At 34.7% G+C, this 21,463-nt stretch carries 24 protein-coding genes; 10 read left to right on the top strand and 14 right to left on the bottom strand.

What is annotated here, in order from left to right:
• Nucleotides 1–152: 152 nt before the first annotated feature.
• The 4 genes from ASE40_RS16455 to ASE40_RS16440 all read right to left on the bottom strand — a co-directional run bounded on the left by ASE40_RS16455 (nucleotide 153) and on the right by ASE40_RS16440 (nucleotide 2,421).
• A complete protein-coding gene (locus ASE40_RS16455; RefSeq protein ID WP_057118212.1) occupies nucleotides 153–893 on the bottom strand; it encodes a transporter in 741 nt (246 codons plus the stop codon).
• Between the two features lie 8 nt (nucleotides 894–901).
• Nucleotides 902–1,570, bottom strand: a complete 669-nt coding sequence (locus ASE40_RS16450) for an SRPBCC family protein (protein ID WP_057118211.1) — start codon at nucleotides 1,568–1,570, stop codon at nucleotides 902–904.
• A 208-nt stretch (nucleotides 1,571–1,778) separates the two neighbouring features.
• Nucleotides 1,779–2,165: a hypothetical protein gene (locus tag ASE40_RS22060; RefSeq protein ID WP_057118210.1), complete on the bottom strand. Its 387-nt coding sequence runs from the start codon at nucleotides 2,163–2,165 to the stop codon at nucleotides 1,779–1,781.
• Between the two features lie 28 nt (nucleotides 2,166–2,193).
• Nucleotides 2,194–2,421, bottom strand: a complete 228-nt coding sequence (locus ASE40_RS16440; RefSeq protein WP_057118209.1) for a hypothetical protein — start codon at nucleotides 2,419–2,421, stop codon at nucleotides 2,194–2,196.
• Nucleotides 2,422–2,711: 290 nt separating this feature from the next.
• Between ASE40_RS16440 and ASE40_RS16435 the strand changes: the two genes are divergently transcribed.
• The 7 genes from ASE40_RS16435 to ASE40_RS16405 all read left to right on the top strand — a co-directional run bounded on the left by ASE40_RS16435 (nucleotide 2,712) and on the right by ASE40_RS16405 (nucleotide 9,837).
• Nucleotides 2,712–4,070 carry an MFS transporter gene (locus ASE40_RS16435; protein ID WP_241774386.1) on the top strand — a complete coding sequence of 453 codons (1,359 nt, stop codon included), beginning with the start codon at nucleotides 2,712–2,714 and terminating at the stop codon, nucleotides 4,068–4,070.
• Nucleotides 4,071–4,193: 123 nt separating this feature from the next.
• Nucleotides 4,194–4,907, top strand: a complete 714-nt coding sequence (locus ASE40_RS16430; protein WP_057118207.1) for a type 1 glutamine amidotransferase domain-containing protein — start codon at nucleotides 4,194–4,196, stop codon at nucleotides 4,905–4,907.
• A 24-nt stretch (nucleotides 4,908–4,931) separates the two neighbouring features.
• Nucleotides 4,932–5,858, top strand: a complete 927-nt coding sequence (locus tag ASE40_RS16425) for an NAD-dependent epimerase/dehydratase family protein (protein ID WP_057118206.1) — start codon at nucleotides 4,932–4,934, stop codon at nucleotides 5,856–5,858.
• 125 nt (nucleotides 5,859–5,983) lie between these two features.
• A complete protein-coding gene (locus ASE40_RS16420; RefSeq protein WP_057118205.1) occupies nucleotides 5,984–7,006 on the top strand; it encodes an LLM class flavin-dependent oxidoreductase in 1,023 nt (340 codons plus the stop codon).
• Nucleotides 7,007–7,189: 183 nt separating this feature from the next.
• Nucleotides 7,190–7,768, top strand: a complete 579-nt coding sequence (locus tag ASE40_RS16415) for a Crp/Fnr family transcriptional regulator (protein WP_057118204.1) — start codon at nucleotides 7,190–7,192, stop codon at nucleotides 7,766–7,768.
• A 172-nt stretch (nucleotides 7,769–7,940) separates the two neighbouring features.
• The gene (locus tag ASE40_RS16410) at nucleotides 7,941–8,798 is read left to right on the top strand and encodes an SDR family oxidoreductase (protein ID WP_057119797.1); all 858 of its coding nucleotides are present in this window, start codon (nucleotides 7,941–7,943) and stop codon (nucleotides 8,796–8,798) included.
• Nucleotides 8,799–8,847: 49 nt separating this feature from the next.
• Entirely contained in the window at nucleotides 8,848–9,837 is a 990-nt protein-coding gene (locus tag ASE40_RS16405; protein ID WP_057118203.1) for a VOC family protein, read from the top strand.
• An 80-nt stretch (nucleotides 9,838–9,917) separates the two neighbouring features.
• On the opposite strand, the gene ASE40_RS16400 is transcribed toward ASE40_RS16405, so the two are convergent.
• From ASE40_RS16400 to ASE40_RS16365, 8 genes are all read right to left on the bottom strand, one after another.
• Nucleotides 9,918–10,709, bottom strand: coding sequence for an SDR family NAD(P)-dependent oxidoreductase (locus tag ASE40_RS16400; RefSeq protein WP_057118202.1), 792 nt, complete (start codon nucleotides 10,707–10,709; stop codon nucleotides 9,918–9,920).
• Nucleotides 10,710–10,759: 50 nt separating this feature from the next.
• A complete protein-coding gene (locus ASE40_RS16395; RefSeq protein ID WP_057118201.1) occupies nucleotides 10,760–11,341 on the bottom strand; it encodes a TetR/AcrR family transcriptional regulator in 582 nt (193 codons plus the stop codon).
• Nucleotides 11,342–11,419: 78 nt separating this feature from the next.
• On the bottom strand, nucleotides 11,420–12,334 hold the full coding sequence (locus ASE40_RS16390; protein WP_057118200.1) for a helix-turn-helix domain-containing protein: 915 nt from the start codon (nucleotides 12,332–12,334) through the stop codon (nucleotides 11,420–11,422).
• Nucleotides 12,335–12,351: 17 nt separating this feature from the next.
• A complete protein-coding gene (locus tag ASE40_RS16385; protein WP_057118199.1) occupies nucleotides 12,352–13,185 on the bottom strand; it encodes an SDR family NAD(P)-dependent oxidoreductase in 834 nt (277 codons plus the stop codon).
• Nucleotides 13,186–13,399: 214 nt separating this feature from the next.
• Nucleotides 13,400–14,338 (bottom strand): ring-cleaving dioxygenase, encoded by a 939-nt coding sequence (locus tag ASE40_RS16380; protein WP_057118198.1) that lies wholly within the window; start codon nucleotides 14,336–14,338, stop codon nucleotides 13,400–13,402.
• Between the two features lie 245 nt (nucleotides 14,339–14,583).
• Nucleotides 14,584–14,934, bottom strand: a complete 351-nt coding sequence (locus ASE40_RS16375) for a hypothetical protein (RefSeq protein ID WP_057118196.1) — start codon at nucleotides 14,932–14,934, stop codon at nucleotides 14,584–14,586.
• Complete coding sequence (locus ASE40_RS16370; RefSeq protein ID WP_057118194.1) at nucleotides 14,934–15,554, bottom strand: alpha/beta hydrolase; 621 nt, start codon at nucleotides 15,552–15,554, stop codon at nucleotides 14,934–14,936. Before ASE40_RS16370 ends, ASE40_RS16375 begins: the two co-directional genes overlap by 1 nt.
• Nucleotides 15,555–15,583: 29 nt before the next feature.
• Nucleotides 15,584–15,874 carry a GNAT family N-acetyltransferase gene (locus ASE40_RS16365; protein WP_057119795.1) on the bottom strand — a complete coding sequence of 97 codons (291 nt, stop codon included), beginning with the start codon at nucleotides 15,872–15,874 and terminating at the stop codon, nucleotides 15,584–15,586.
• Between the two features lie 303 nt (nucleotides 15,875–16,177).
• Here ASE40_RS16365 and ASE40_RS16360 point away from each other — a divergent pair, with 303 nt between their 5' ends.
• Nucleotides 16,178–17,110 carry a bifunctional helix-turn-helix transcriptional regulator/GNAT family N-acetyltransferase gene (locus ASE40_RS16360; protein ID WP_057118192.1) on the top strand — a complete coding sequence of 311 codons (933 nt, stop codon included), beginning with the start codon at nucleotides 16,178–16,180 and terminating at the stop codon, nucleotides 17,108–17,110.
• 154 nt (nucleotides 17,111–17,264) lie between these two features.
• Entirely contained in the window at nucleotides 17,265–17,963 is a 699-nt protein-coding gene (locus ASE40_RS16355; RefSeq protein ID WP_057118190.1) for a hypothetical protein, read from the top strand.
• A 24-nt stretch (nucleotides 17,964–17,987) separates the two neighbouring features.
• Here ASE40_RS16355 and ASE40_RS16350 read toward each other — a convergent pair whose 3' ends face one another.
• Complete coding sequence (locus ASE40_RS16350) at nucleotides 17,988–18,275, bottom strand: hypothetical protein (RefSeq protein ID WP_057118188.1); 288 nt, start codon at nucleotides 18,273–18,275, stop codon at nucleotides 17,988–17,990.
• A gap of 369 nt (nucleotides 18,276–18,644) precedes the next feature.
• Here ASE40_RS16350 and ASE40_RS16345 point away from each other — a divergent pair, with 369 nt between their 5' ends.
• Nucleotides 18,645–20,363: an amidohydrolase gene (locus tag ASE40_RS16345; protein ID WP_057118186.1), complete on the top strand. Its 1,719-nt coding sequence runs from the start codon at nucleotides 18,645–18,647 to the stop codon at nucleotides 20,361–20,363.
• 113 nt (nucleotides 20,364–20,476) lie between these two features.
• Here the strand turns inward: ASE40_RS16345 and ASE40_RS16340 are convergent, their stop codons facing one another.
• Entirely contained in the window at nucleotides 20,477–21,451 is a 975-nt protein-coding gene (locus ASE40_RS16340) for an NAD(P)H-quinone oxidoreductase (RefSeq protein ID WP_057118184.1), read from the bottom strand.
• Between the last annotated feature and the right edge of the window lie 12 nt (nucleotides 21,452–21,463).

The raw sequence follows: 21,463 nt of genomic DNA, 5'->3' as shown, positions 1-21,463 counted from the left end.
AGAGATATTTCCTGGTAATACAGATTTTTTGATCTCACTGCTAAACTTTTCATTAGTACGAAAGGATACCGGTTTTACTGCTGATTTTTTGTCAGAAGTTCTGGAACTAGAACTGTTGTTTTTATTATTTAAATTTGTCATAACCTTTAGATTTATAATTTATAAGACAATCCAATTTCTACGAATTTTTGTTGAGGTGAATGCATAATGTTAGAGCCAGCCATAATATCCAGCTGCATGTTTTTCTGAAGGACATATAATACCGCAATATCGGCAGTATTTTGAGCATGATGGTGAGATTCTGCATAACCATAAGCTTCTGCTACTAGTTTTATCTTTTTAGTCAGCGCGTGATCTGCAGATAAGGTATATATGTATTCTGGATGAGCAGTTTCGGCCAGCCATTTTACTCCCATATTGTAACCAAGATGTGAAGATTTAGATAGTTCATGCTGCGCCAGCATACGGATTTCAGGACTATATTTGGGTTCCTGAAAGGCATTATCAGCCAGCCACGGAATACTTACTCGTGCTAGTAAAGCAAGATCAGGAATTAATCCTTTATGATTAGTGATGTGATATTTTGCGCCCACAATTAATGGTTCTATTCCGGAGTGCTGTTCTTGCTCTTTATGGTCTATTTTAAAAGCACTTTCAATTCTGATTTCAGCATTTTTAAAAACTCCGTATCGAAAAACAGCATTTGGAACTTCAAATGTTTTGTCATCATCTTCTTTTTCAAAAGAAAATCCGCTTTCAATCTGAATATGACGCGTTGTAATGACTGCCGGACTTTCGGTTTCATTAGGCCTGTCTGTTTGTATTTGCTGTGCTTCAGCAATGCAGGTAAAACAAAATAGACCGGCAGTCAATAATTTTTTAATTTTTTTCATGCTCTATGCTATGATTCAAGATATGCTTTAAGACCACTGATATCATCATGTACCAGTTTCTCAAATATTGGATTTAAAAGTTTTGCAGCTCCTTGTCCAGCAATGCCTAGTGGAGCGCGGTAAGAAATCGTAATTTCAATTTGAGTAGCGTCTCCCACAGCTTTAAAAAGTACTTTTCCAAAGTTTTTTACAGGTGCGCCCTCAATAGACTGCCAGCTTAGAAGTTTTTGCTTTTGATCTTTAATGATTTCGGCTTTCCAAGTCAGCGAACCAATACCAGCAGGTCCTTTTGCTGTCCACTCAGACTGGGTGCTGTTAATAGTTTTAACAGATTCTAGGTGCTTCATAAATTTTGGCAGATTTTCTAAATTACGCCAAAAAGCATAAACTTCGCTGATCGGTTTATTGATCGTTACCTCTGTTCTGATGTTTACATTAGAGCCTTTGTCATTTTTTATATGATCAATAGCGCTGTAAATTGGGCAGTACCCGCTAATTCCACGAGCCAGCATGGCGCCGCCCGAAGTAATTTGCGCAATACTTTTCTTTTCCTGCGAAAGACCTTTATATAAAAGATATGATCCGCTTGTAATCATAAGAATACGCTCAATTGTTGATACATTGGCATTTCCTTTTGATGAGCTTCCTTTTTTATGTGTTAATGCGTTAGTTTCCATATTTTAAATTTTTAAATTTTCAGTGTAATAAAAGTAAGCTTCGGATGCTCGTTTTTTCTTATAGCATTCCCGAATTTTCTTATACAATTTGTTTGAGTATGAATTAGTATAGCTTATAAAAAAAAGCCCTTTATGTAAAAAAGGGCTTTTAAGTTTTTATGAAAATGGTGAGGTTTTGCATGTTTTAACTCTAATAAAGTTTAAATTGCTAGTCTACTTTAAGACTATCATCGGCAAAAGTTTCAGGCTCAGGCTCACGATCATTTTCGTCATAATCTTCTACAAGATCATCGTCCAAATCATCAGGATCAAGATCATCGTCTTCATCGTCTAAATCATCTTCTTCCAAATCATCTTCCTCTAATTCGCTGTCATCGAAATCTTCGTCAAGATCATCTTGATCATCTCTTTCTAGTGCATTCGAGAATTCATTATCCAAATAATCATTGTCAGATTGATTAGCCTCTAAAAACTGCTCTTGGTGTGAGTCTTCATCACCAATTCGTTCTTGTTGGTATGGATCAGTGGTATTTTCATTATTCCAAGTGAAATTACGATTGTTCTGATCATAATTTCTGTTGTCATCTGTGATCATAATATTGTTTTTTTAAGTTTAAAATCTATTAACTGTTTGTTGCGGCACTTCCTGTACTTCCTGCTCCGCCAGAATTGTTATTTCCGCCTTCTTCTTCGTAACGATTTGGATCTGTGCCATCTTCATCACGCCCGTCTTCCCAATCACCAGTATTTACATGTTCTTCTGGATTTTTATCATTACATTGACTATTTAACATTGCATGGTAAGGACATTTTTGAAGATCTTCGCTGTTGGTATTTTTTGTAGTTTCCATAACTGTCTAATTTTTAAATTTTTAATATTCTAAAATTAGATCATAACTATAAATTTTATTTACAAGAAAAATTTGATTTGTTATCAAATTAACATGCAGGGCCTCAAAACTTGAAAAAATAAATTTTAAAAATTCTGTAATATTTAATGATATAAATGAAAGATAAAAATTAACCGTTATCCTTATATTTGATTGTAATAAAACTTAAAACTGCACTTACAGAGTGTAATTCAAATTCGGATTTCCTTTACGATATGATAAATAAAACAGAGCAAAAAGAGAAGAATGCTGTGCATCTTCTGCCATGGGTTACAGCTGTTGCAATGTTTATTCAGTCCCTTGACGGTACAATTTTAAATACATCACTTCCTTCTATTGCACGCGATATGGCATATTCTCCCGCACAAATGCATTCTGTGATAGTAACTTACACACTTACACTGGCGATGTTTATTCCTTTATCCGGTTGGCTTGCTGATAAATTTGGAACACGAACTATGTTTATGATTGCTGTGGGGTTATTTATTACAGGTTCGCTGCTTTGTGCATTATCAGTTGATTTAACGACTTTCAATCTTTCAAGAGTTGTTCAGGCTATTGGCGCATCAATGATGGTTCCTGTAGCCCGACTTGCCATTTTATATCAATATCCAAAGAAAGAACTTTTAAAAACGATGAACTTTATCACCATATTTGGACTGCTCGGTATGGTAGTGGGGCCGAGTCTGGGCGGATTTCTGTCTGATAATTTTTCCTGGCATTGGATATTTCTGGTAAATGTGCCAATCGGACTCATCGGAATCTCAATGGCTTATCGAATTATGCCCAATTTTAAGCATGCAGTGGGCAGGTTTGATTTTAGAGGATTAATTTACTTTAGTCTTGCATTGATATTAGTCACTATGGTTTTAGAACTCCTAGGAAGAGGACGCATACACATTATGCTTATTATGGGCTTGTTATTTCTTGCAGGATTGCTTTCTGTATTTTATTTCATTCATTACAAAAGAACAGAAAAACCAATTATTGATCTGCGTCTTCTAAATATAAGAACGCTAAAAATAGGTTTAACAGGGAGTTTGATAACACGATTAGGAATAGGAGGACTGCCTCTTTTACTGCCTTTAATGTTGCAGACAAGTTTTGGGTATTCAGCCTCTGTATCTGGTCTTTTGCTTTTACCATCAGCTTTGGCTAATGTCGCAATCAAACCTTTTATGGTTCGCATTATAAAATTTATGGGATATAGAACTGTATTAATCAGTAATACAATTATGCTCGGAATTATATTAATCGTACTGGGCTTTGTAGAAAAAGATACTCCTATTGGATATTATATTATTCTAATGGTTTTTTACGGCGTTTTTACCTCTATACAAATGTCTGCAATGAATACCATAACCCTTGCCGATCTGGATCAGGACACTGCCAGCGGTGGTAATACCATGCTGGTTATTATGCAGCAATTATCAGTTAGTTTTGGGGTATCGGTGGCAAGTCTTGTGTTGTCCTTGTTTCAATCTGGTATGTTCGAAATGGATTCAACTCATGCTTTTCAATATACCTTTATAACCTTGGCTATTTTTACGATATTATCTAGTATAACATTCTCTAGATTGAGCAAAACAGACGGAGAAGCTTATAATTGATTTTATTGATTTCAATAATAAACTTAAATTTTGCCAGTAGGAGATTATGTTACAAATTAAATTGATTGAGTTACAATCAATTTAAGGTATGTCTGAACTTTATATGACTTAAAACGATATTATATGAATACTTTAAAGTTATTAATTATTGTAACTGGGACCAATAAGTACGAAGGAGGCAATCTGCCGACTGGATTATGGCTCAGTGAACTTACCCATATTTATGATCAGGCGAAAGAACAGGGTCTGGACATTACTATTGCAAGTCCAAAAGGAGGAGATACTCCAATAGATCCCGAAAGTCTGAAACCATTGGTTTTAGATGAAATTTCAAAAAAATATTGGTCAGATACACTTTTCAGGGAAAAATTAAAACATACCAAAAGCTTAAGCGAAATAGCCAATCAACAGTTTGATTGTGTTTATTTAGCCGGCGGTCACGGAACGATGTATGATTTTCCTAACGATATCACTTTGCAGAACATCATTCTGAACCATTATGAAAACAATAAAAAAGTGGCAGGGATTTGTCATGGCGTGAGCGGATTTTTGAATGTTAAACTTTCTAATGGAGATTATTTGATAAAAGGTAAAAAGATAACTGGATTTAACTGGTTTGAAGAAAGTCTTGCGGGACGAAAAAAGAAAGTTCCCTTTAATCTTGAAGCAGCTTTAAAAGAAAGAGGTTCCAATTATACAAAAGCCTTTATTCCTATGACTTCAAAGGTAGTTGTTGATGGCAATTTAATTACAGGTCAAAATCCTTTTAGTTCCAAAAAAATGGCAAAAGTGGTTATGCAGGAATTGAATGGAAGCAATACAAGCAAAAGCAATTAACGGTTAAATTAATAAGGAAAAATTATGCAGACCATATTAGGAGCCAGCGGACAAATAGGAGAAGAGCTGGCAAGAGAATTAAAAAGAAATTTTACTTCAGATATTCGAATTGTTAGCCGAGATGCGAAAAAAGTAAATGACACAGATACAGTGTTTTCTGCAGATTTAACTATCAAAGAAAAGGCAGTTGAAGCTTTAAAAGATACTGAGATAGCTTATTTTACTTTGGGTCTTCCAATGAATTCTGATTTATGGGAAAAGCAATTTTCGCTTATTGTAAGAAACGTTATTGATGCTTGTAAAATCAACCAGACAAAATTGGTCTTTTTTGATAATACTTACATGTATCCACAAGATGATCGTCTGCTAACTGAGGAGACTGTTTTTGATCCCGTTGGAAGAAAAGGAAAAGTAAGAAAAGAAATGGCCGAAATGATTTTAAATGAAATAAAATCAGGCGAATTGACCGCCGTTATTTGCCGCGCACCTGAATTTTACGGACCTGCAAAAACACAGAGCATAACCAATACTTTAATTTTTGATAATATCAAACAAAATAAAAAATTGAAAGTCCTTTTGAGGGACAATACATTAAGAAGTTTAATCTGGACACCCGATGCAAGCCGTGCAGCAGCTTTAATTGGCAATACTCCAGATGCTTATGGACAGACCTGGCATTTACCGATTGATGACAATAAGGTAAACTATAAGCAATTTATTGCACTGGCTTCAAAAATCTACGGAAAGGAATTAAAATATTCAGTTATACCAGAATTTGTTTTTAAGATTGGGGCGATATTCAATAAAAGACTGAAAGAACTACAGGAATTGCTTCCAAGGTATAAATATGACAATTTATTTGATGATTCTAAATTTAAAAAGCGTTTCCCAGATTTTCAAGTTACGACTTATGAACAAGGCATTCAACAAATAAAAAATGAACAGCAGTAATAACTGCATTGCATCATTTTTAGAATTGAAACGCTAAATTCTTTGATTGGTTTATTTGGCTTTAATAATGGCGACTCCAATAATGATGCGTATATTTGGAATTATAATTAATAGTAAAGATATCTATGAAGAAAATAGGATTTTTATCGTTTGGTCATTGGGCCAATCATCCTTCCTATCAAGCTCGTACGGCAAGCGATACATTACTTCAGTCTATTGATCTGGCCGTTGCTGCAGAAGAAATCGGTTTAGATGGCGCTTATTTTCGGGTACATCATTTTGCACGACAATTAGCATCACCTTTTCCATTACTTGCAGCCATTGGAGCTAAAACTAGCAAGATAGAGATTGGGACAGGAGTGATAGACATGCGCTATGAGAATCCACTATATATGGTGGAAGATGCCGGTGCTGCAGACTTGATTTCAGAAGGACGTTTACAATTAGGAATAAGCAGAGGATCACCAGAACAAGTTATTGACGGATGGCGCGCTTTTGGTTATGAACCTTTAGCAGGTGAAACAGATGCCGATATGGGACGCCAAAAAGCTTTGGAATTTTTAGAAAGACTTAACGGAGAAGGATTTGCAGATCCGAATCCAACTCCAATGTTTCCAAATCCGCCAGGATTATTACGTCTAGAACCGCATTCTGAAGGATTACGAGAGCGTATCTGGTGGGGAGCAGCCTCCAATGCAACTGCTGTTTGGGCGGCTGAAAATGGAATGCACCTGCAAAGTTCTACCTTGAAGTATGATGAGAATGGAAAACCTTTTCACATTCAGCAGGCAGAACAAATCAGGTTGTATAAGGAAGCTTGGAAAAAAGCTGGACATCAACGCGAACCAAGAGTTTCCGTAAGCCGTTCTATTTTTGCATTGGTCAACGATCAGGACAAATATTACTTTGGAGATCAAGGTAAAGCGGCAGACAGTTTTGGTTATATCGAAAGTGATAAGCGAGCAATCTTCGGAAAGAGTTATGCTGCAGAACCAGATAAACTTATTGCCGAATTAGCTCAAGACGAAGCTATTCAAGAAGCCGATACCTTGTTGCTGACGATACCTAATACATTAGGCGTTGATTACAACATACATATATTGTCTTCTATACTAGAACATATTGCACCAGCGCTCGGCTGGCGTTAAATCTTTACAAAATAATTTGAAGCCCTCTAATTTATTATTAGAGGGCTTTTTTTTGAACTTATTTTTATTGTGACAAGTGATTTAATATATTTAATGCTTTGATGCTATGTATGACTCGTGATTTATAATTTTTTTACTTTAGATTTTTGTGCATAATCTGCTATTTATATAAATTTACAGTCTATGTACGAAATATTCCAAAAATATCTGGACGATAAAACCACACTGACCCAATCAGAATCAGATTATATACAATCCTTTGCCATTATTAAAAAACTTCGTAAAAGACAATATCTGCTTCAAGAAGGAGATATCTGGAAATATGATGCTTTTATAACACAAGGCTGCCTTCGTACTTATTCTGTTGATGAAAAAGGAAGTGAACATATTAATAGTTTCAGCATTGAGAACTGGTGGACAGGCGATAGAGAAAGTTTAATGTTCCAACAGCCGTCCCGTTTCAATATAGATGCCATTGAAGACAGTGAACTCGTATTGTTTACCCATGAAAATTTTGAAATGCTTTGCAGGGAAATTCCAGCCTTTAATAATATGGTAAATGCCATATTACAAAAAAGCTTTATAGCCGCACAAAACAGAATTCAGGCATCACTTAGTTTTACGGCAGAAGAAAAGTATCTAAATTTTATAACGAAATACCCGGGATTTGCATCACGAATTCCTCAAACCATGATTGCCTCTTATCTGGGCATGACACCAGAAACCTTAAGCCGAATACGAAAACAAACGGCAAAAAAATAATACAATAGAATAGGATCAGGAGCTTTTAAGCTCCTTTTTTTATGCCAATTACCAAACTCTTGATCTAGATCAAGTTTTTACTTATTTCTAATCAATGTCCAGGTTTTGCATTCTACGCAACTTTGTAATGTTCAAAAGAAACAAACATTATAAACATTTAAAAATAGAAATCATGTCAAAAACAATTTTCATTACAGGTACAAGTTCAGGATTTGGTAAACTTACAGCTATCACTTTAGCAAATGCAGGTCATTCCGTAATTGCAGGAATGCGCAACACAAAAGACAAAAATGCAGCTGCTGCAAAAGAACTTTCAGCACTTTCAAACATTGAAGTAGTAGATATCGATATTACAGATGATGCTTCTGTAAACAGCGCTTTTGAAAAAGTACTTATCAAATACGGAAAAATCGATGTTCTTATTAATAATGCTGCAGTAAGCGGTTTTGGTTTGCTGGAAGGATATTCAATCGATCAAATGCGTAAAATGTTTGACGTAAACGTTTACAGTGTACTTCGTACTTATCAGGCCGTTCTTCCTTCAATGAGAAAAGAAAAAAACGGACTTATAATTAATATCACAACTGGAGCAAGCGGACATACACTTCCTTTTATGATTCCGTACATCGCTTCAAAATTAGTTGTCGAAAGTTTTACAGAAGGACTGCAAGATGAACTTGCCGATTACGGAATTGAAAACGTAAGTATTCAGCCAGGAGTTTATCCAACCGAAATGAATAACGGCTCAAAAGCAGGAATACATGCCGACAAACAAGAAATCATAGAACAATATGGAGACGCTGCAACAGAAAAATTCAATGCTTTGGGCGGTGCATTATTTGGTAAAATGGCTCAGTTTGATATGAACCCGCAAACTATTGCCGACGGAATTCTGGAATTGGTTAATATGAAAAAAGGGGAGCATCCGCTTCGTTTTCCACTAGATGCTATCGCTCAGGGAACCGACAAAGAATTTATAGAAGCACGTGCTGCCATAAAAGCAAAATGGTTAGCTGCATACAGCAATTAATTTTTCGAATAATCACATTTTAATAATAATTCAAATACTTTATACAATCATGAAAACAACTCATAAAATACATACTCCCGCCATTGCATTACTAAATTTAGTTTTTTTCTTCTCAACTTCAGAAAAAGCGGCAGCGCAAAACAACTCAGGAATTTTAGGAATAGATCACGTTGGAATTAACGTTCCCGACTTAAAACAAGCAGTAACCTTTTTTCAAGATGTACTTGGGTTCACTCCAGTTACACAACTCGGACCAATTCCGCTTGATGCGGGATGGAAAGAAGCCAACCATATTAATCCGGCTACTGGAGCCGTCACCATAAAAATGATAAACGCCGGAACGGGAGCCAGTATCGAAGTGTTTTATTATGCCGATAATAAAGGAAGCAAAACACATCCTAATTCTGATGATATTGGAGCTTCACATATTGCTTTTTATACTTCAGATATCAATGCAGCAGTAAAATATTTAAAAAGCAAAGGTGTTAAAGTATTGGGCGAACCATTCCTGACACCATCAGGAGACACGGCTGGTGAAACATGGGTTTATTTTGAAACTCCGTGGGGTTCTAAAATGGAACTTGTTTCGTACCCAAATGGCAAGGGGTATGAAAAATCAAATCCTAAAACAGTATTATGGTCACCAAAAACAACAGTGAAAAAACCTGCTGCAGATGATTTTGATCTTGAAAAAAAGAAAGCGATAATTGAGGGACATTTTGAAATCTGGAATGAAAGAAACGAATCTAAACGAGCTGCATTATTGAATAAAGTATATGCAGCAGATATAGAAATGATAGACCGCCACTTTATATCAGAAGGAACAGGTGAGATCAATAAATTTGTAACAGAGCTGCAGCAAAAAAATAAAGATTTCACATTCACCGTTAAGTCATTTGAAACACATCATAATATAGTGCGTGTTTATTGGCAATTTGGTACAAAAAACAAACCCGCAGCAGGAACTGGAATGGATTTGTTTGTTATTGAAAACGGAAAAGTGCAAAAGCTGTACGTTTTTGTAGATGAAAAAAAATAATTTTAAAATGATCAATTTTAAGAAGCCGGAATTTTTTCCGGCTTCTTAATTGCTATTAGGAAAATATTATCTTTAAATGATCATATAGTTTTTAAAACACCTCCATCTGCTCGTAGCGATGCCCCGTTTGTTGCAATTGAAATCGGACTTGAAAGATAAACTGCCAGCGAAGCAATTTCAGAAGGATCAATAAAACGCTGCAATAAAGAATGCGGATTGGTCTGTTGTACGATGGCATTTTTCATTTGTTCAATCTCGATATTCTGTAAAGAAGCGATATGTTCAATTGTTGAAGCAACTCCATCAGAATAAGTTGGGCCGCCTAAAATTGTGTTTACGGTTACTTCTGTACCTGCAGTTAGTTTAGATAAACCATTACTTACTGCGGTCATTGCTGCTTTTGTCATTCCGTAATGAATCATATTTCCAGGAATATTCACGCCAGATTCGCTGCTGATGAAAATGATTCTTCCTGATTTTTTCTGAAGCATTTGCGGTAAAAGTTTTTTAGAAAGCCTGATACTGCTCATGACATTAATATCAAACATTCTATACCAATCCTCATCTTCCAGATTTTCAAAATCTTTCAATTCGAAAATACCAACGTTATTAATTAAAATATCAATATTGTTTAATTTATTTAATAAAGCAGTTATTTCCTCTTTTTTCTCAAAATCACAGACAATTCCTGAAACTATAGCATCTGGAAATTCATTTTTTAATTTTTGTACTGCCAGATTTGTTTTTTCTTCATGCCTTCCATTAATAATAACTTCGGCTTTTTCATTTAATAATTGTTTGGCTATTGCAAAACCAATTCCTTGTGTTGAACCGCTTATAAAAGCTCTTTTTCCTTCTAATTTTAAATTCATTTTTATTTATTTTATTTTTGTAATGATCGATACATAAATAGTCAAAAAAATTAGCTGATAACAGCTAATTGCATTTCGATTTGATTTTTTAAGACATTTTTGTCCGGGTACATTCTTCTAAGTGTATTAAGTCCGCACCAAAATGTTATTAGATACCTGCCCAGAATTTCGGGATCTGTTTGTGTTTTTAAGTTTCCTTTTAATTTTTCCTCTTTAATTGCCTGAGTAAACATTTGTTCGACCTCTTTTAAAATCTGTACCGCATTTGCTTCCAGATTTTCATCAATAAAAGTCATTTCTACAACCGTATTGGCAATAATACAGCCTTTAAGATGCTCATTTTCTTCCGCGGAAGCGATACTTCTAAAAAAGTCTTTAATTAATTCTAATGGAGATTCGCTTTTGTCTAGTTCAGTTTTAAAAGCATCAAAAGCTAGTCGTCTTTCTTCTATGGCTTTTTGAAAAACCTCTTTTTTACCTCCCTTAAAAGTATTGTAAAAACTTCCTGCGCCGGCTCCAGTTGCTTTTTGCAGATCACTCAATGAGGTTGCGCTATATCCTTTCTGCCAAAATATTTCTTGTGCTTTCTTGACAATATTTTCGTCTTCGTAAATAGTTGGTCTTCCTCTCATTGTTTTAATTTTGTAATGATCGGTACAAAATTAAATAAAAATAAGTGTATTCCAAATTTTAAAGCAATTTTTCTCTTTTTAATTAAATGACTGTCTGAATTGCAGGGGAGTTATATTGGTTTTCTTTTTGAAGAGTTTACTAAAAGACTGCGGATACTCGAAACCCAATGAATAAGCAATCTCATTTACACTTAAATTTGATCCTGCCAGCAGCTGTTTTGATTTTTCAATAATGTGATTCTGAATGTATTGCTGAGTATTTAAGCCAGTAATACTTCGGAGTAAGTCACTTAAATAATTAGATGAAATATTTAATTCCTGCGATAAATACTGAACTGTTGGAACTCCCTTTAAAACTCCATTCTCATTTTCAAAATAGTTCAGTAAAGTTTGATCTATTCTGCTCAATAAATCAGGATTTGAAGTTTTTCTGGTAATAAATTGGCGGCCGTAAAATCTATTAATATAATTGAGCAGTAAATCGAGATGCGAAACAATTAAATCCTGACTGTAATGATCAATATTGTTTTTCAGTTCGTCCTGCATTTGTTTTAAAAGACCAGAAATAATTACATCTTCCTTGTCAGAAAGATGTAATGCTTCGGCAATTGAATAAGAAAAAAATCCATAATTGTGTATTGTTTTTCCTAAAGGGTAATTTCGGATTAGATCGGGTTTAAAAACTAGCATAAAACCTGTAACTGGATTATCATTAGTATGCGTTACCGAAAATACCTGATCGGGTTTTGTCAATGTCATCATTCCTTCATCAAAATCATAATCCCGCTGACCGTATTTAAATTTTCCGTTGATGCCTTTTTTCAAGGTAATGCAGTAAAAATCATTCGTAAAGTGTTTCCAGATATCGCTGTGTTTGTAACTCAGTAAAGCAAAATCAATTACACTAACCAGAGGATGATCTGGTTTAGGAAGCGCAAATAACTGATGCAGCTCTGAAATGCTTTTAATTTTATGTGGAACTGATTTTTTCATTGAAGCAAATTTACGAATTAATCGAAATTAGTTGAGTACGAAAGATGTTTCCATGTTTCCATCTCCTGCGCTTCATTTTTTCGATGAGCTACAATCGAATCATAACTATCATTTCCTAATGGAAGATGTACAGGCGGATTTGGCAATTCAGTAACAGCAAGCAGAACTTTGGCAAGTTTCTTTGGATCTCCGGGCTGGTTTCCGTCAAAACTTTTCAGCATATTTACATGTTGTTCTACATTGTAAACGGCTATTTTATTTTTGGCTTCTGCCAAAGTGCTGTCGCTCATAAAACTGGTACGGAACATTCCTGGAGCGATTGCAGTGACTTTTATATGGAAAGGTTTTACTTCCTGAGCCAATGCTTCTGAAAGTCCGATTACGGCAAATTTTGCGGCGTTATAACTTCCAGTATTTGCATATCCGATATAGCCCATATTGGATGCGATATTTAAAATATGTCCTGATTCTTGCTGACGCAGAAAAGGCATTGCGTTACGAATTACGTTTACGGTTCCCAATAGGTTGACATCTATCGTTTTGCGAAATTCTTCATCGCTGATTTCTTCAACACTTCCCACCAGATAATATCCAGCATTGTTTAACACAACATCAATCCTTCCGAAAGTATCAATTGTGCTTTGAATAGCATTTTTTACTTCTTTATCATTGGTAATATCAACCTGAAGCGGCAGGAAATTTTCAGTTTGATTTCCGATATTATCAATCAATTCTTGTAGATTTCTGGAAGTGGCAGCAACTTTGCCACCGTTTTTTAAAACAGCATTTACCGTTTCAAGTCCCATTCCTTTTGATGCGCCGGTAATAAACCATACTTTTTGAGTGCTCATGTTTTTTAGATTTTAATTATAAAGCAAAATTCAGGAAGTTATGGATTTAAAAAGTGTTCAGATTGAGGATTTATGTGTTCAAATTCAGTTGTCTTAACTTTAAGAAGTAATCATTTCCATAGAAAGAGTTTTAAATTATATACTAAAAGTATTCTCCAACAAAAAACCTGCAAGTCAAAGATTTGCAGGTTTTTAAAATATATGAGATTTTAATTTAATTAATTGGAACCAAATGCGCTTCAATAGCCGCTCTATCAGATTCGTATTGTGCAGGAAGTTTTAGGTTTTTTCCTAATTCTTCTAAGCTTTCATCTACAGTAAAACCAGGGTTATCTGTAGCGATTTCAAACAAAACTCCGCCTGGTTCTCTGAAATAAAGAGAGTGGAAATAATTTCTGTCAATCTGTGGTGTAATAGACAATCCGTAGTCTTCTATTTTTTCACGGAAGTGCATTAAAACTTCGTCATTTGGAACACGAAAAGCTACGTGATGCACAGATCCGTTTGCTACATGACCGCGTTTTTCTTCTTCTAACTCTACCAAATCAACAATTGCTGCGTTTTCTACCGCATCTGTTGCATAACGGTAACGGTTTACATTTTGCTCAATCAATTTATAACCAAATATTTCGGTTAAAATTGCAGCGGTTGCTTTTATGCTGTTTAAAGTCAAAGTAATGTTGTGGAAACCTCTTGTGGCCACATCTGCTTTTACTTCATCAGTTTCCCAAGGCTTTCTGTTGTCTTCTGTTTTAGATTCGATTAATTCTAATTTTAAACCATCTGGATCTAAGAAAGTAAGATACTTTTCGCCAAATTTTTCAGCTGGTTTATTGTAAATTACATTGTATTTTTCAAAACGTTCCTGCCAGAAATCAAGGCTTCCTTTTGGAACAGAATAACCAATTTCAGTTGCCATTCCAGAACCTTTTCTTCCTTGCTGAATTCCTTCTCCCCAAGGGAAAAAAGTTAAGATTGTTCCTGCGCTTCCTACTTCGTCACCAAAGTAAAAATGGTATGTTCCTGGATCGTCAAAATTCACTGTTTTTTTAATGAATCTTAATCCTAATATGTTAGAATAAAAGTTGAAATTACGTTTGGCGTCACCTGCAATTGCAGTAATATGGTGTAAGCCTAAAATTTTATTTTCCATGGTATCTTATGTATTAAATTGTTATTGATTTTCTTATACAAATTTACTTCAGTTATGCTTCTGGATCGATTAACCTAGATTAAGAAATACAAAGCCATAATTTTGTTGAGAAAATTTTTTTAACCGCAAAGTTCGCAAAGCTTTTTATCTGATAGTGTAATACGTTATAATTAGAAAGTTCGCAAAGCTAAATCAGTTAAGGCTTTGCGAACTTTGCAGTTAAATTTTTATTTCGACTATTTAAATTAGAGTTTTATAAATATAGATTTCCGAAGTTTTGGTTCTATATTTTTTGTTTTATGACCTTTTCCTGTTGTGTCTTCAACCAATAAAATTGAACCAGTTTCAAACGTTCTTTTTTCTCCCAATGAAGTTTCTATTTCTACACCGCCTTCCAGTAAAACAATATATTGCCGATCTGGAGCATTATGAAAATCATAATCGTAAGACGGACTGACTTCTCTAAAAACAATTGATTTTACGGGTTCATCATCAGATAAAAATCCGATATCGCCATTGTTTTTCAACGGAACTTCAAAGTCTTCAAAATGACTTTCGCCATTTGCGTCGCTGTAAACACGGGTTATTTGTATCATTATTTTTTTGTAAAAATAAGTTCGTTAGCCAAGTCTATTTCGTCCTGACTTATGCTGTGCCCCATATTTGGGTAGATTTTTTTTGTTACCGATGCGCCTAATTTTTGAAGAAGCGCTTCAGATTCATTTACTCTTTCCACAGGAACATGAAAATCTGGATCGCTAGTTCCGATGAAAATCGGAGTATTTTCGAAATTTCCTGCATAATGATTTTCATATACTTTATCGCCAATAAGTCCTCCTGTAAAAGCTACGACACCGCCATATTTAGCGGCATTTCTGGCTGTGAATTCCAAAGCAAGACAGGCACCTTGAGAAAATCCAAGGAAATAAATATTCTCTTTTTCGATTCCGTTTTGCTGAATTGCAACAACAACCTGATGAATGGCTTCTAACGATTTTGAAAAAGAAGGTTCGTTTTCTTCAATCGGAACTAAAAATGAATACGGATACCAAGTTCTGTTTTCTGCCTCAGGTGCAACCAATGCAAAATCGCTGACTTTAAGATGTTTTGCAATCGAAAGGATATCATGAGCACCAGCACCACGGCCGTGAATCAGAATCAAGGCTTTTTTAGCATCATTTAGAGGAACTCCGTCTGTTATAATTTCTAAATTCATGAGTTTATTTTTTAATTATTAAGTGGCTGTTATTTTTTCCAAATGTCCTGATATTCATCTGGATGTCTTTTAAATTGTGCGTGAACATAAGGACAAAGCGGTAAAACCATTAAATTATTGGCACGCACGTATGACACCATTTCTTCAAGTAGTTTTTTTGCATAACCTTTTCCTTCCGCTTCTGGTTCAACTCCTGTATGATAAACGGTTAGCAAATCATCTTTAAGACTTACTGTCATTTCGCCAAGTTTTTTATCCTCTAAATAAAGATTAAAAGCGCCGTGTTTTTTCTCGTCTAATTCTAGTTTTATTGTTTCCATGTTTTTTGAGTTTCTATTTTTTTGATTTTTAATTCTATTTATAACAGAAATAAAAAGGATAAAATGCATTCTTAAAGATAATATATTATTAGAAATCAGCAATTTTAAATCCTTGTTACTTAGTGTTCTTAGTATTAGAAATAACAGATATTGTTAAATCTTTTACAAACTTACTACAGCTATAAAAGTTTGTCGATTAATCTAGATTAAGAAAGAAAAAATTGAGCATATTTAATGTCTTTTTTTAAAAAAAGTTGACAAAAGCAACTATTTTGTATATTTGCAAAACATAATAGTAGAAAAATGAAAAATATAAGTTCAGAAATTAGATCGTTCAATAGGTTTTATACAGCACATTTAGATATCTTAAATCAAAATTATCTTGATAGTAATTATTCATTAACAGAAGTCCGTATTATCTATGAAATAAATGAAAAACAAGATATTACAGCACAGGAAATCTGCGAAACGCTCAACTTAGACAAGGGATATTTGAGCAGAGTATTAAAACGGCTCACAAAAGATGGAGTAATTGAGAAAGTTCCTTCTGTAACAGACAAACGTGCTTTTAATATTAAATTGACATCTTCAGGAAACAAACTTTTACAAAAATTAAATGCTATTGCAGATCAGCAGTCAGAATTAAAAGTGAAAAACTTGAGCACAGCAGAACAGGAAAAACTTGTGAATGCAATGGGGGATATTAAGAAACTGTTAGACAGCAAAAATAGCTCGAAAATATCTGCTAGTGATATTAGTTATCGTTATGATTTAAGACCGGGAGACATTGGTTATATAATTTATTTGCACAGTAAAATTTATGATCAGGAATCAAGTTTTTCAAATGAATTTGAATTTTATGTAGTGAAAACTTTTTATCATTTCCTAGAACAGTATTCTCCAGAAAAAGACCGTTTGTGGATGGCTGAATATAACAACCAGATTATTGGCTGTATAGCCATTGTTCATCAAAATGAGCAAGAAGCCCAGCTTAGATGGTTTTTGTCCGATCCCTCTTTCAGGGGACTGGGGATAGGAAAAAAGCTTTTGAATGATGCCATAGCTTTCTGCCGCGAAAAAAGGTATAAAAATGTTTTTCTGCTTACTACCGATAAACAGGAACGTGCCTTAGATATGTATAAAACCGCAGGCTTTAAGCTGACTAATTCTCAAGAAGTAAATCAATGGGGGGCGACATTTCGTGATGAACGCTATGATATGGAAATACTAGAGTAACCTCAAATTTCTTAGCTATTGATAGGAACAGAGAGATTACTTTTTTGCAGAAAAGGGCAATCTCTCTAAAAGTTTATAGCGATAAAATACCGCAGCTGACTACTATTACATAATTTTGCAATGCATGAAGTAACCAGCTTTTTACTATTACACTATGAGCAATATATTTTCTGACAACAGCCAAATAGGAGTGGTGTCTACTTTCGCTGAGCTTGTACATACCGATTTCAAAGGAGAAATGAATGCGCTGTGCTGGTACAGAAATTTGGATGGCGATTTTAACGAAATTGTAGCCCAATTGCATTTAAAAGAAAATATAACAGAAGTTTATCCAGAAGATTTACAAGCGCTGCAACTATCAGAAAAGGGAAATAAAGCTCGAGAAATAATCTTAAATGATTTGCAATTATTAACTGATTTTGGCGCTTCGCCTTCTCTAAATTTACTGAAATGTTATGACCGTGACGATGAATTTGATTTCATATCTACGGATGTGTATTCGTTTCATGTTGATCGTTCGCCCATTGCAACAGACACTTTTTTATGTACCTATCACGGCGCTTCGAGTGATATAATTTCTAATTCGCAGGCAGAGCAAAAAATCCAAATTCCAGAAATTCGAGCAAAGCTAAAAGAGCTTTACGATGGGCCAGAGGAAGAATTCGAAAACTTTTTAAAAGAAAATTATTTTGATTTGCATTATCAGCCGCATCCCGATGCTGAACCTATTAATTTAGGATTAGGGCATCTTTGGCGATTGGCTGTAGATCATCCAAAACAACAAGTACAGCCTTGTATTCATAGAGCACCAATAGAAAATGAAGGGCAATATAGGTTGTTGTTGATTTGTTAATGTGATTTGTTGGGACGATATAACCTAATTGCAAATAACTTTATTATTTACTAAAATTAGACCTTTTATACTTATTGTACTTTCATCAGAACTTGAACTTAAAAAGATATATCCCTCTTTATTCAAAAGTATTAAAGCATCTAGTACCCTCGCTTGTTTTTTCTTTTCATCAGCGATACTGTCTTGCAATAATGTGTAAGTATTAAAAACAGGAGTTAAGAGACTTGTCAGTTCTTCTAAAGTACAGCTCATACCGTATCTGTCGGCAAGCGTCTGTAGAATTTTTACAAGAAAAATGGGTAATGTTTCCATGACAACAGCTTTTACTTATATATACGAAAAACTGTGTGGAAATGGATTTTATTAAGGCAAAAGTATTGGTTTGTAATTATAGGGTTCCCAATACTAAAATGAAAGTAAAATTCTCAGTTGTTGTTGATTGAATCCCGATCGCTCTAATGTGTAGCGATCACTCGAAATTTTTTCCATGCTCGTTCCTATAGTTAAAAACTGGATTTTTTTTAATATGTTGAGCTATACTTTGCGGGCGCGGATTACAAATCCGCGCGATCGAATTAACTTGTATTAATTTAAAAATTAAATATACTGTCTATTAAATAATTAAAAAACAGTATGTTATTTCTATATTTATGAGATGTAAAACAACTAAATAATTTTGAAATGAAAAATATACTATGGACATTCATGTTATTAATTACATTAACAAGTTGTAAAAAAGAAGTGAAAGATTCTGCAGATACCATTTATTATGGAGGAGATATCATAACAATGGAAGGCAGCCAGCCGCAGTATGTGGAAGCCGTTGGGGTAAAAAACGGGAAAATTATTTTTGCAGGCTCAATAGCTGAAGCTGAAAATTTTCAAGGAGGTGAAACAGAAATGAAGGATATAAAAGGCAAAACAATGCTTCCTGGATTCATAGATGCGCATGGTCATGTTTGGAACGCCGGATTTCAAGCGGTCGCAGCTAATTTACTTCCGGCTCCTGACGGCACTGGTAATGATATTGCAAGTATTATTTCATTGCTTAATAAATGGAAAGCATCTAACAAAAATGCTATCGGAAAATATGGCTGGATAGTGGGGTTTGGATATGATGATGCACAATTGAAAGAAAAGCTTCCTCCAACGGCAGATGATTTAGATAAGGTATCTGCAACAATCCCCGTTATTATTATACACCAGTCTGGGCATTTAGCAGTAATGAATCATAAAGCATTAGAAATGTCTGGTTATAATGCGGCATCAAAAAATCCTGCAGGTGGCTTAATTAGAAGAAAAAATGGATCTAATGAACCTAATGGAGTGCTGGAAGAGATGGCTATGTTTACCCCGCTTTTTAAAATTATGGGAACACTGGACGAGGAAGCCAATGAAAAAATTGCTGAAGCAGGTTTAAAATCTTATATAAGATTTGGTTTTACAACGGCACAGGAGGGAAGAGCAACAAGTGATGCGTGTACTACATGGTTAAAACTTGCGGCTAAAAATAAATTAACTATCGATGTTGCCGCTTATCCTGACATACAGAGCCAAATGGCCTATATGAAAAAAAATGGCATTCAAAAAGAATATAAAAATCATTTTAGGATTGCAGGCGTGAAACTCTCATTGGATGGTTCGCCACAGGGTAAAACTGCATGGCTTACAAAACCATATATTATTCCGCCGCCAGGCCAGCCGAAAACTTATTCCGGCTATCCTGCATTTCCAAAAGAGAGCGATGCTGTCGCGCTTGTAGATTCAGCATATGCAAATAACTGGCAGATTTTAGCCCACTGTAACGGAGATGCAGCAATTGATGAGTATATAAAAGCGGTAAAGCATGCCACCAGACTATATGGAAAAAAAGACAGGCGTACAATTGCTATACATTCACAAACTGCCCGCTTAGACCAGTTAGATACAATGAAATCTCTTGGAATTATGCCTTCTTTTTTTGGAATGCATACCTATTATTGGGGAGATTGGCATAGAGATGAAACATTAGGAAAAGAAAGGGCTTATCGTATTTCACCTGCTGGAACATCTCTTAAAAAAGGAATGATTTTTACACAGCATCATGACGCGCCTGTTGCTCTTCCTAACAGTATAATGATTTTGTATTCTGTGGTAAACAGAATAAGCAGAAGTGGTGATGTGATTGGGCCTGAGGAAAGAATCAGCGCTTATGACGCTTTAAGATCCATAACGATTTGGGCGGCTTATCAATATTTTGAAGAAAATAATAAAGGATCTCTAAAGAAAGGAAAATTGGCAGACTTGGTTATCCTTGATAAAAATCCAATAAAGATAAATCCTTTAAACATTAAAGATATTCAAGTGGTTGAAACGATTAAAGAAGGAAAAACTGTGTTTAAAAATACTGCTCTCAAATAAAAAATAAACAGTAAAGCTAAAAGTATATATAAATTGAAGATTTCTAATGACTAACTAAAAAGGCCTAATTTTTATTAGGACTTTTTAGTGGTTAAATTCAATGAAAATATAAATTATAATTCCCAGTCGATTATTATTTTACCAATATGGCTTCCGTGTTCCATACATTCATGAGCACTTACAGCATCGCGATGGGAAAACGTTTTGTAGATAACAGGCCTGAATTTACCATTTTCAATTAATGGCCAGACATTTTTAAATACTTCTGCGGCTAATCGTTTTTTGTATTCGTAATTTCGTGCACGCAGTGTACTTCCTGAGATCGTAATTCTTTTTAGCATTAACTGCCAAATATCAAGCTCTACGTTTTTACCATTTTCTGCATTGATATGAATAAGTCTTCCTTCATCGTTTAAAATAGAAAGATTCTTTTGAAAATAGGTTCCAGCTATCATATCAAGAATAACATCTACACCTTTGGTTTTTAAAATTTCTTCGAAGTCTTCTTTTTTATAATTTATAGAAAGATCAGCACCTAATTCATAACAATATTGTGCTTTTTCATCTGAACCAACTGTCGTAATGACCTTTGAACCAAAAGCATGAGCGATCTGAATCGCTGTAATTCCTATACCGCTGCTGCCTCCGTGAACTAATAAAGTTTCGTCTGGTTTTAATTTTCCTCGTTCAAAAATATTAGACCAGACTGTAAATACCGTTTCAGGCAGACTGGCTGCTTCTATAAAATTTAAGCCTTTAGGAATGGGTAAACACTGACCTTCTTTTACAGTAACATATGCTGCATAACCTCCCCCAGAAAGCAAGGCACAAACGTGATCGCCTTTTTTCCATTGCGTAACTTCTGGACCACAGTCTACGATAATTCCAGATACTTCGAGACCTGGAATTTCAGTAGAAGTACTGCTTGGAGCAGCATATTTTCCCTGGCGCTGCAAAATGTCACTTCTGTTAATGCCTGAAGCTTTTACCTGAATTAAAACTTCATTTTGCGATCGAATTAAATCAGGAACCTCGACCAATTGCAAAACTTCAGGCCCTCCAAATTTTGAGATGGTAATAGCTTTCATAATCTAATTTTT

The sequence above is a fragment of the Flavobacterium sp. Root935 genome (assembly GCF_001429295.1).
Classification (GTDB): domain Bacteria; phylum Bacteroidota; class Bacteroidia; order Flavobacteriales; family Flavobacteriaceae; genus Flavobacterium.
This window is presented reverse-complemented; position numbering and strand designations above follow the sequence as displayed.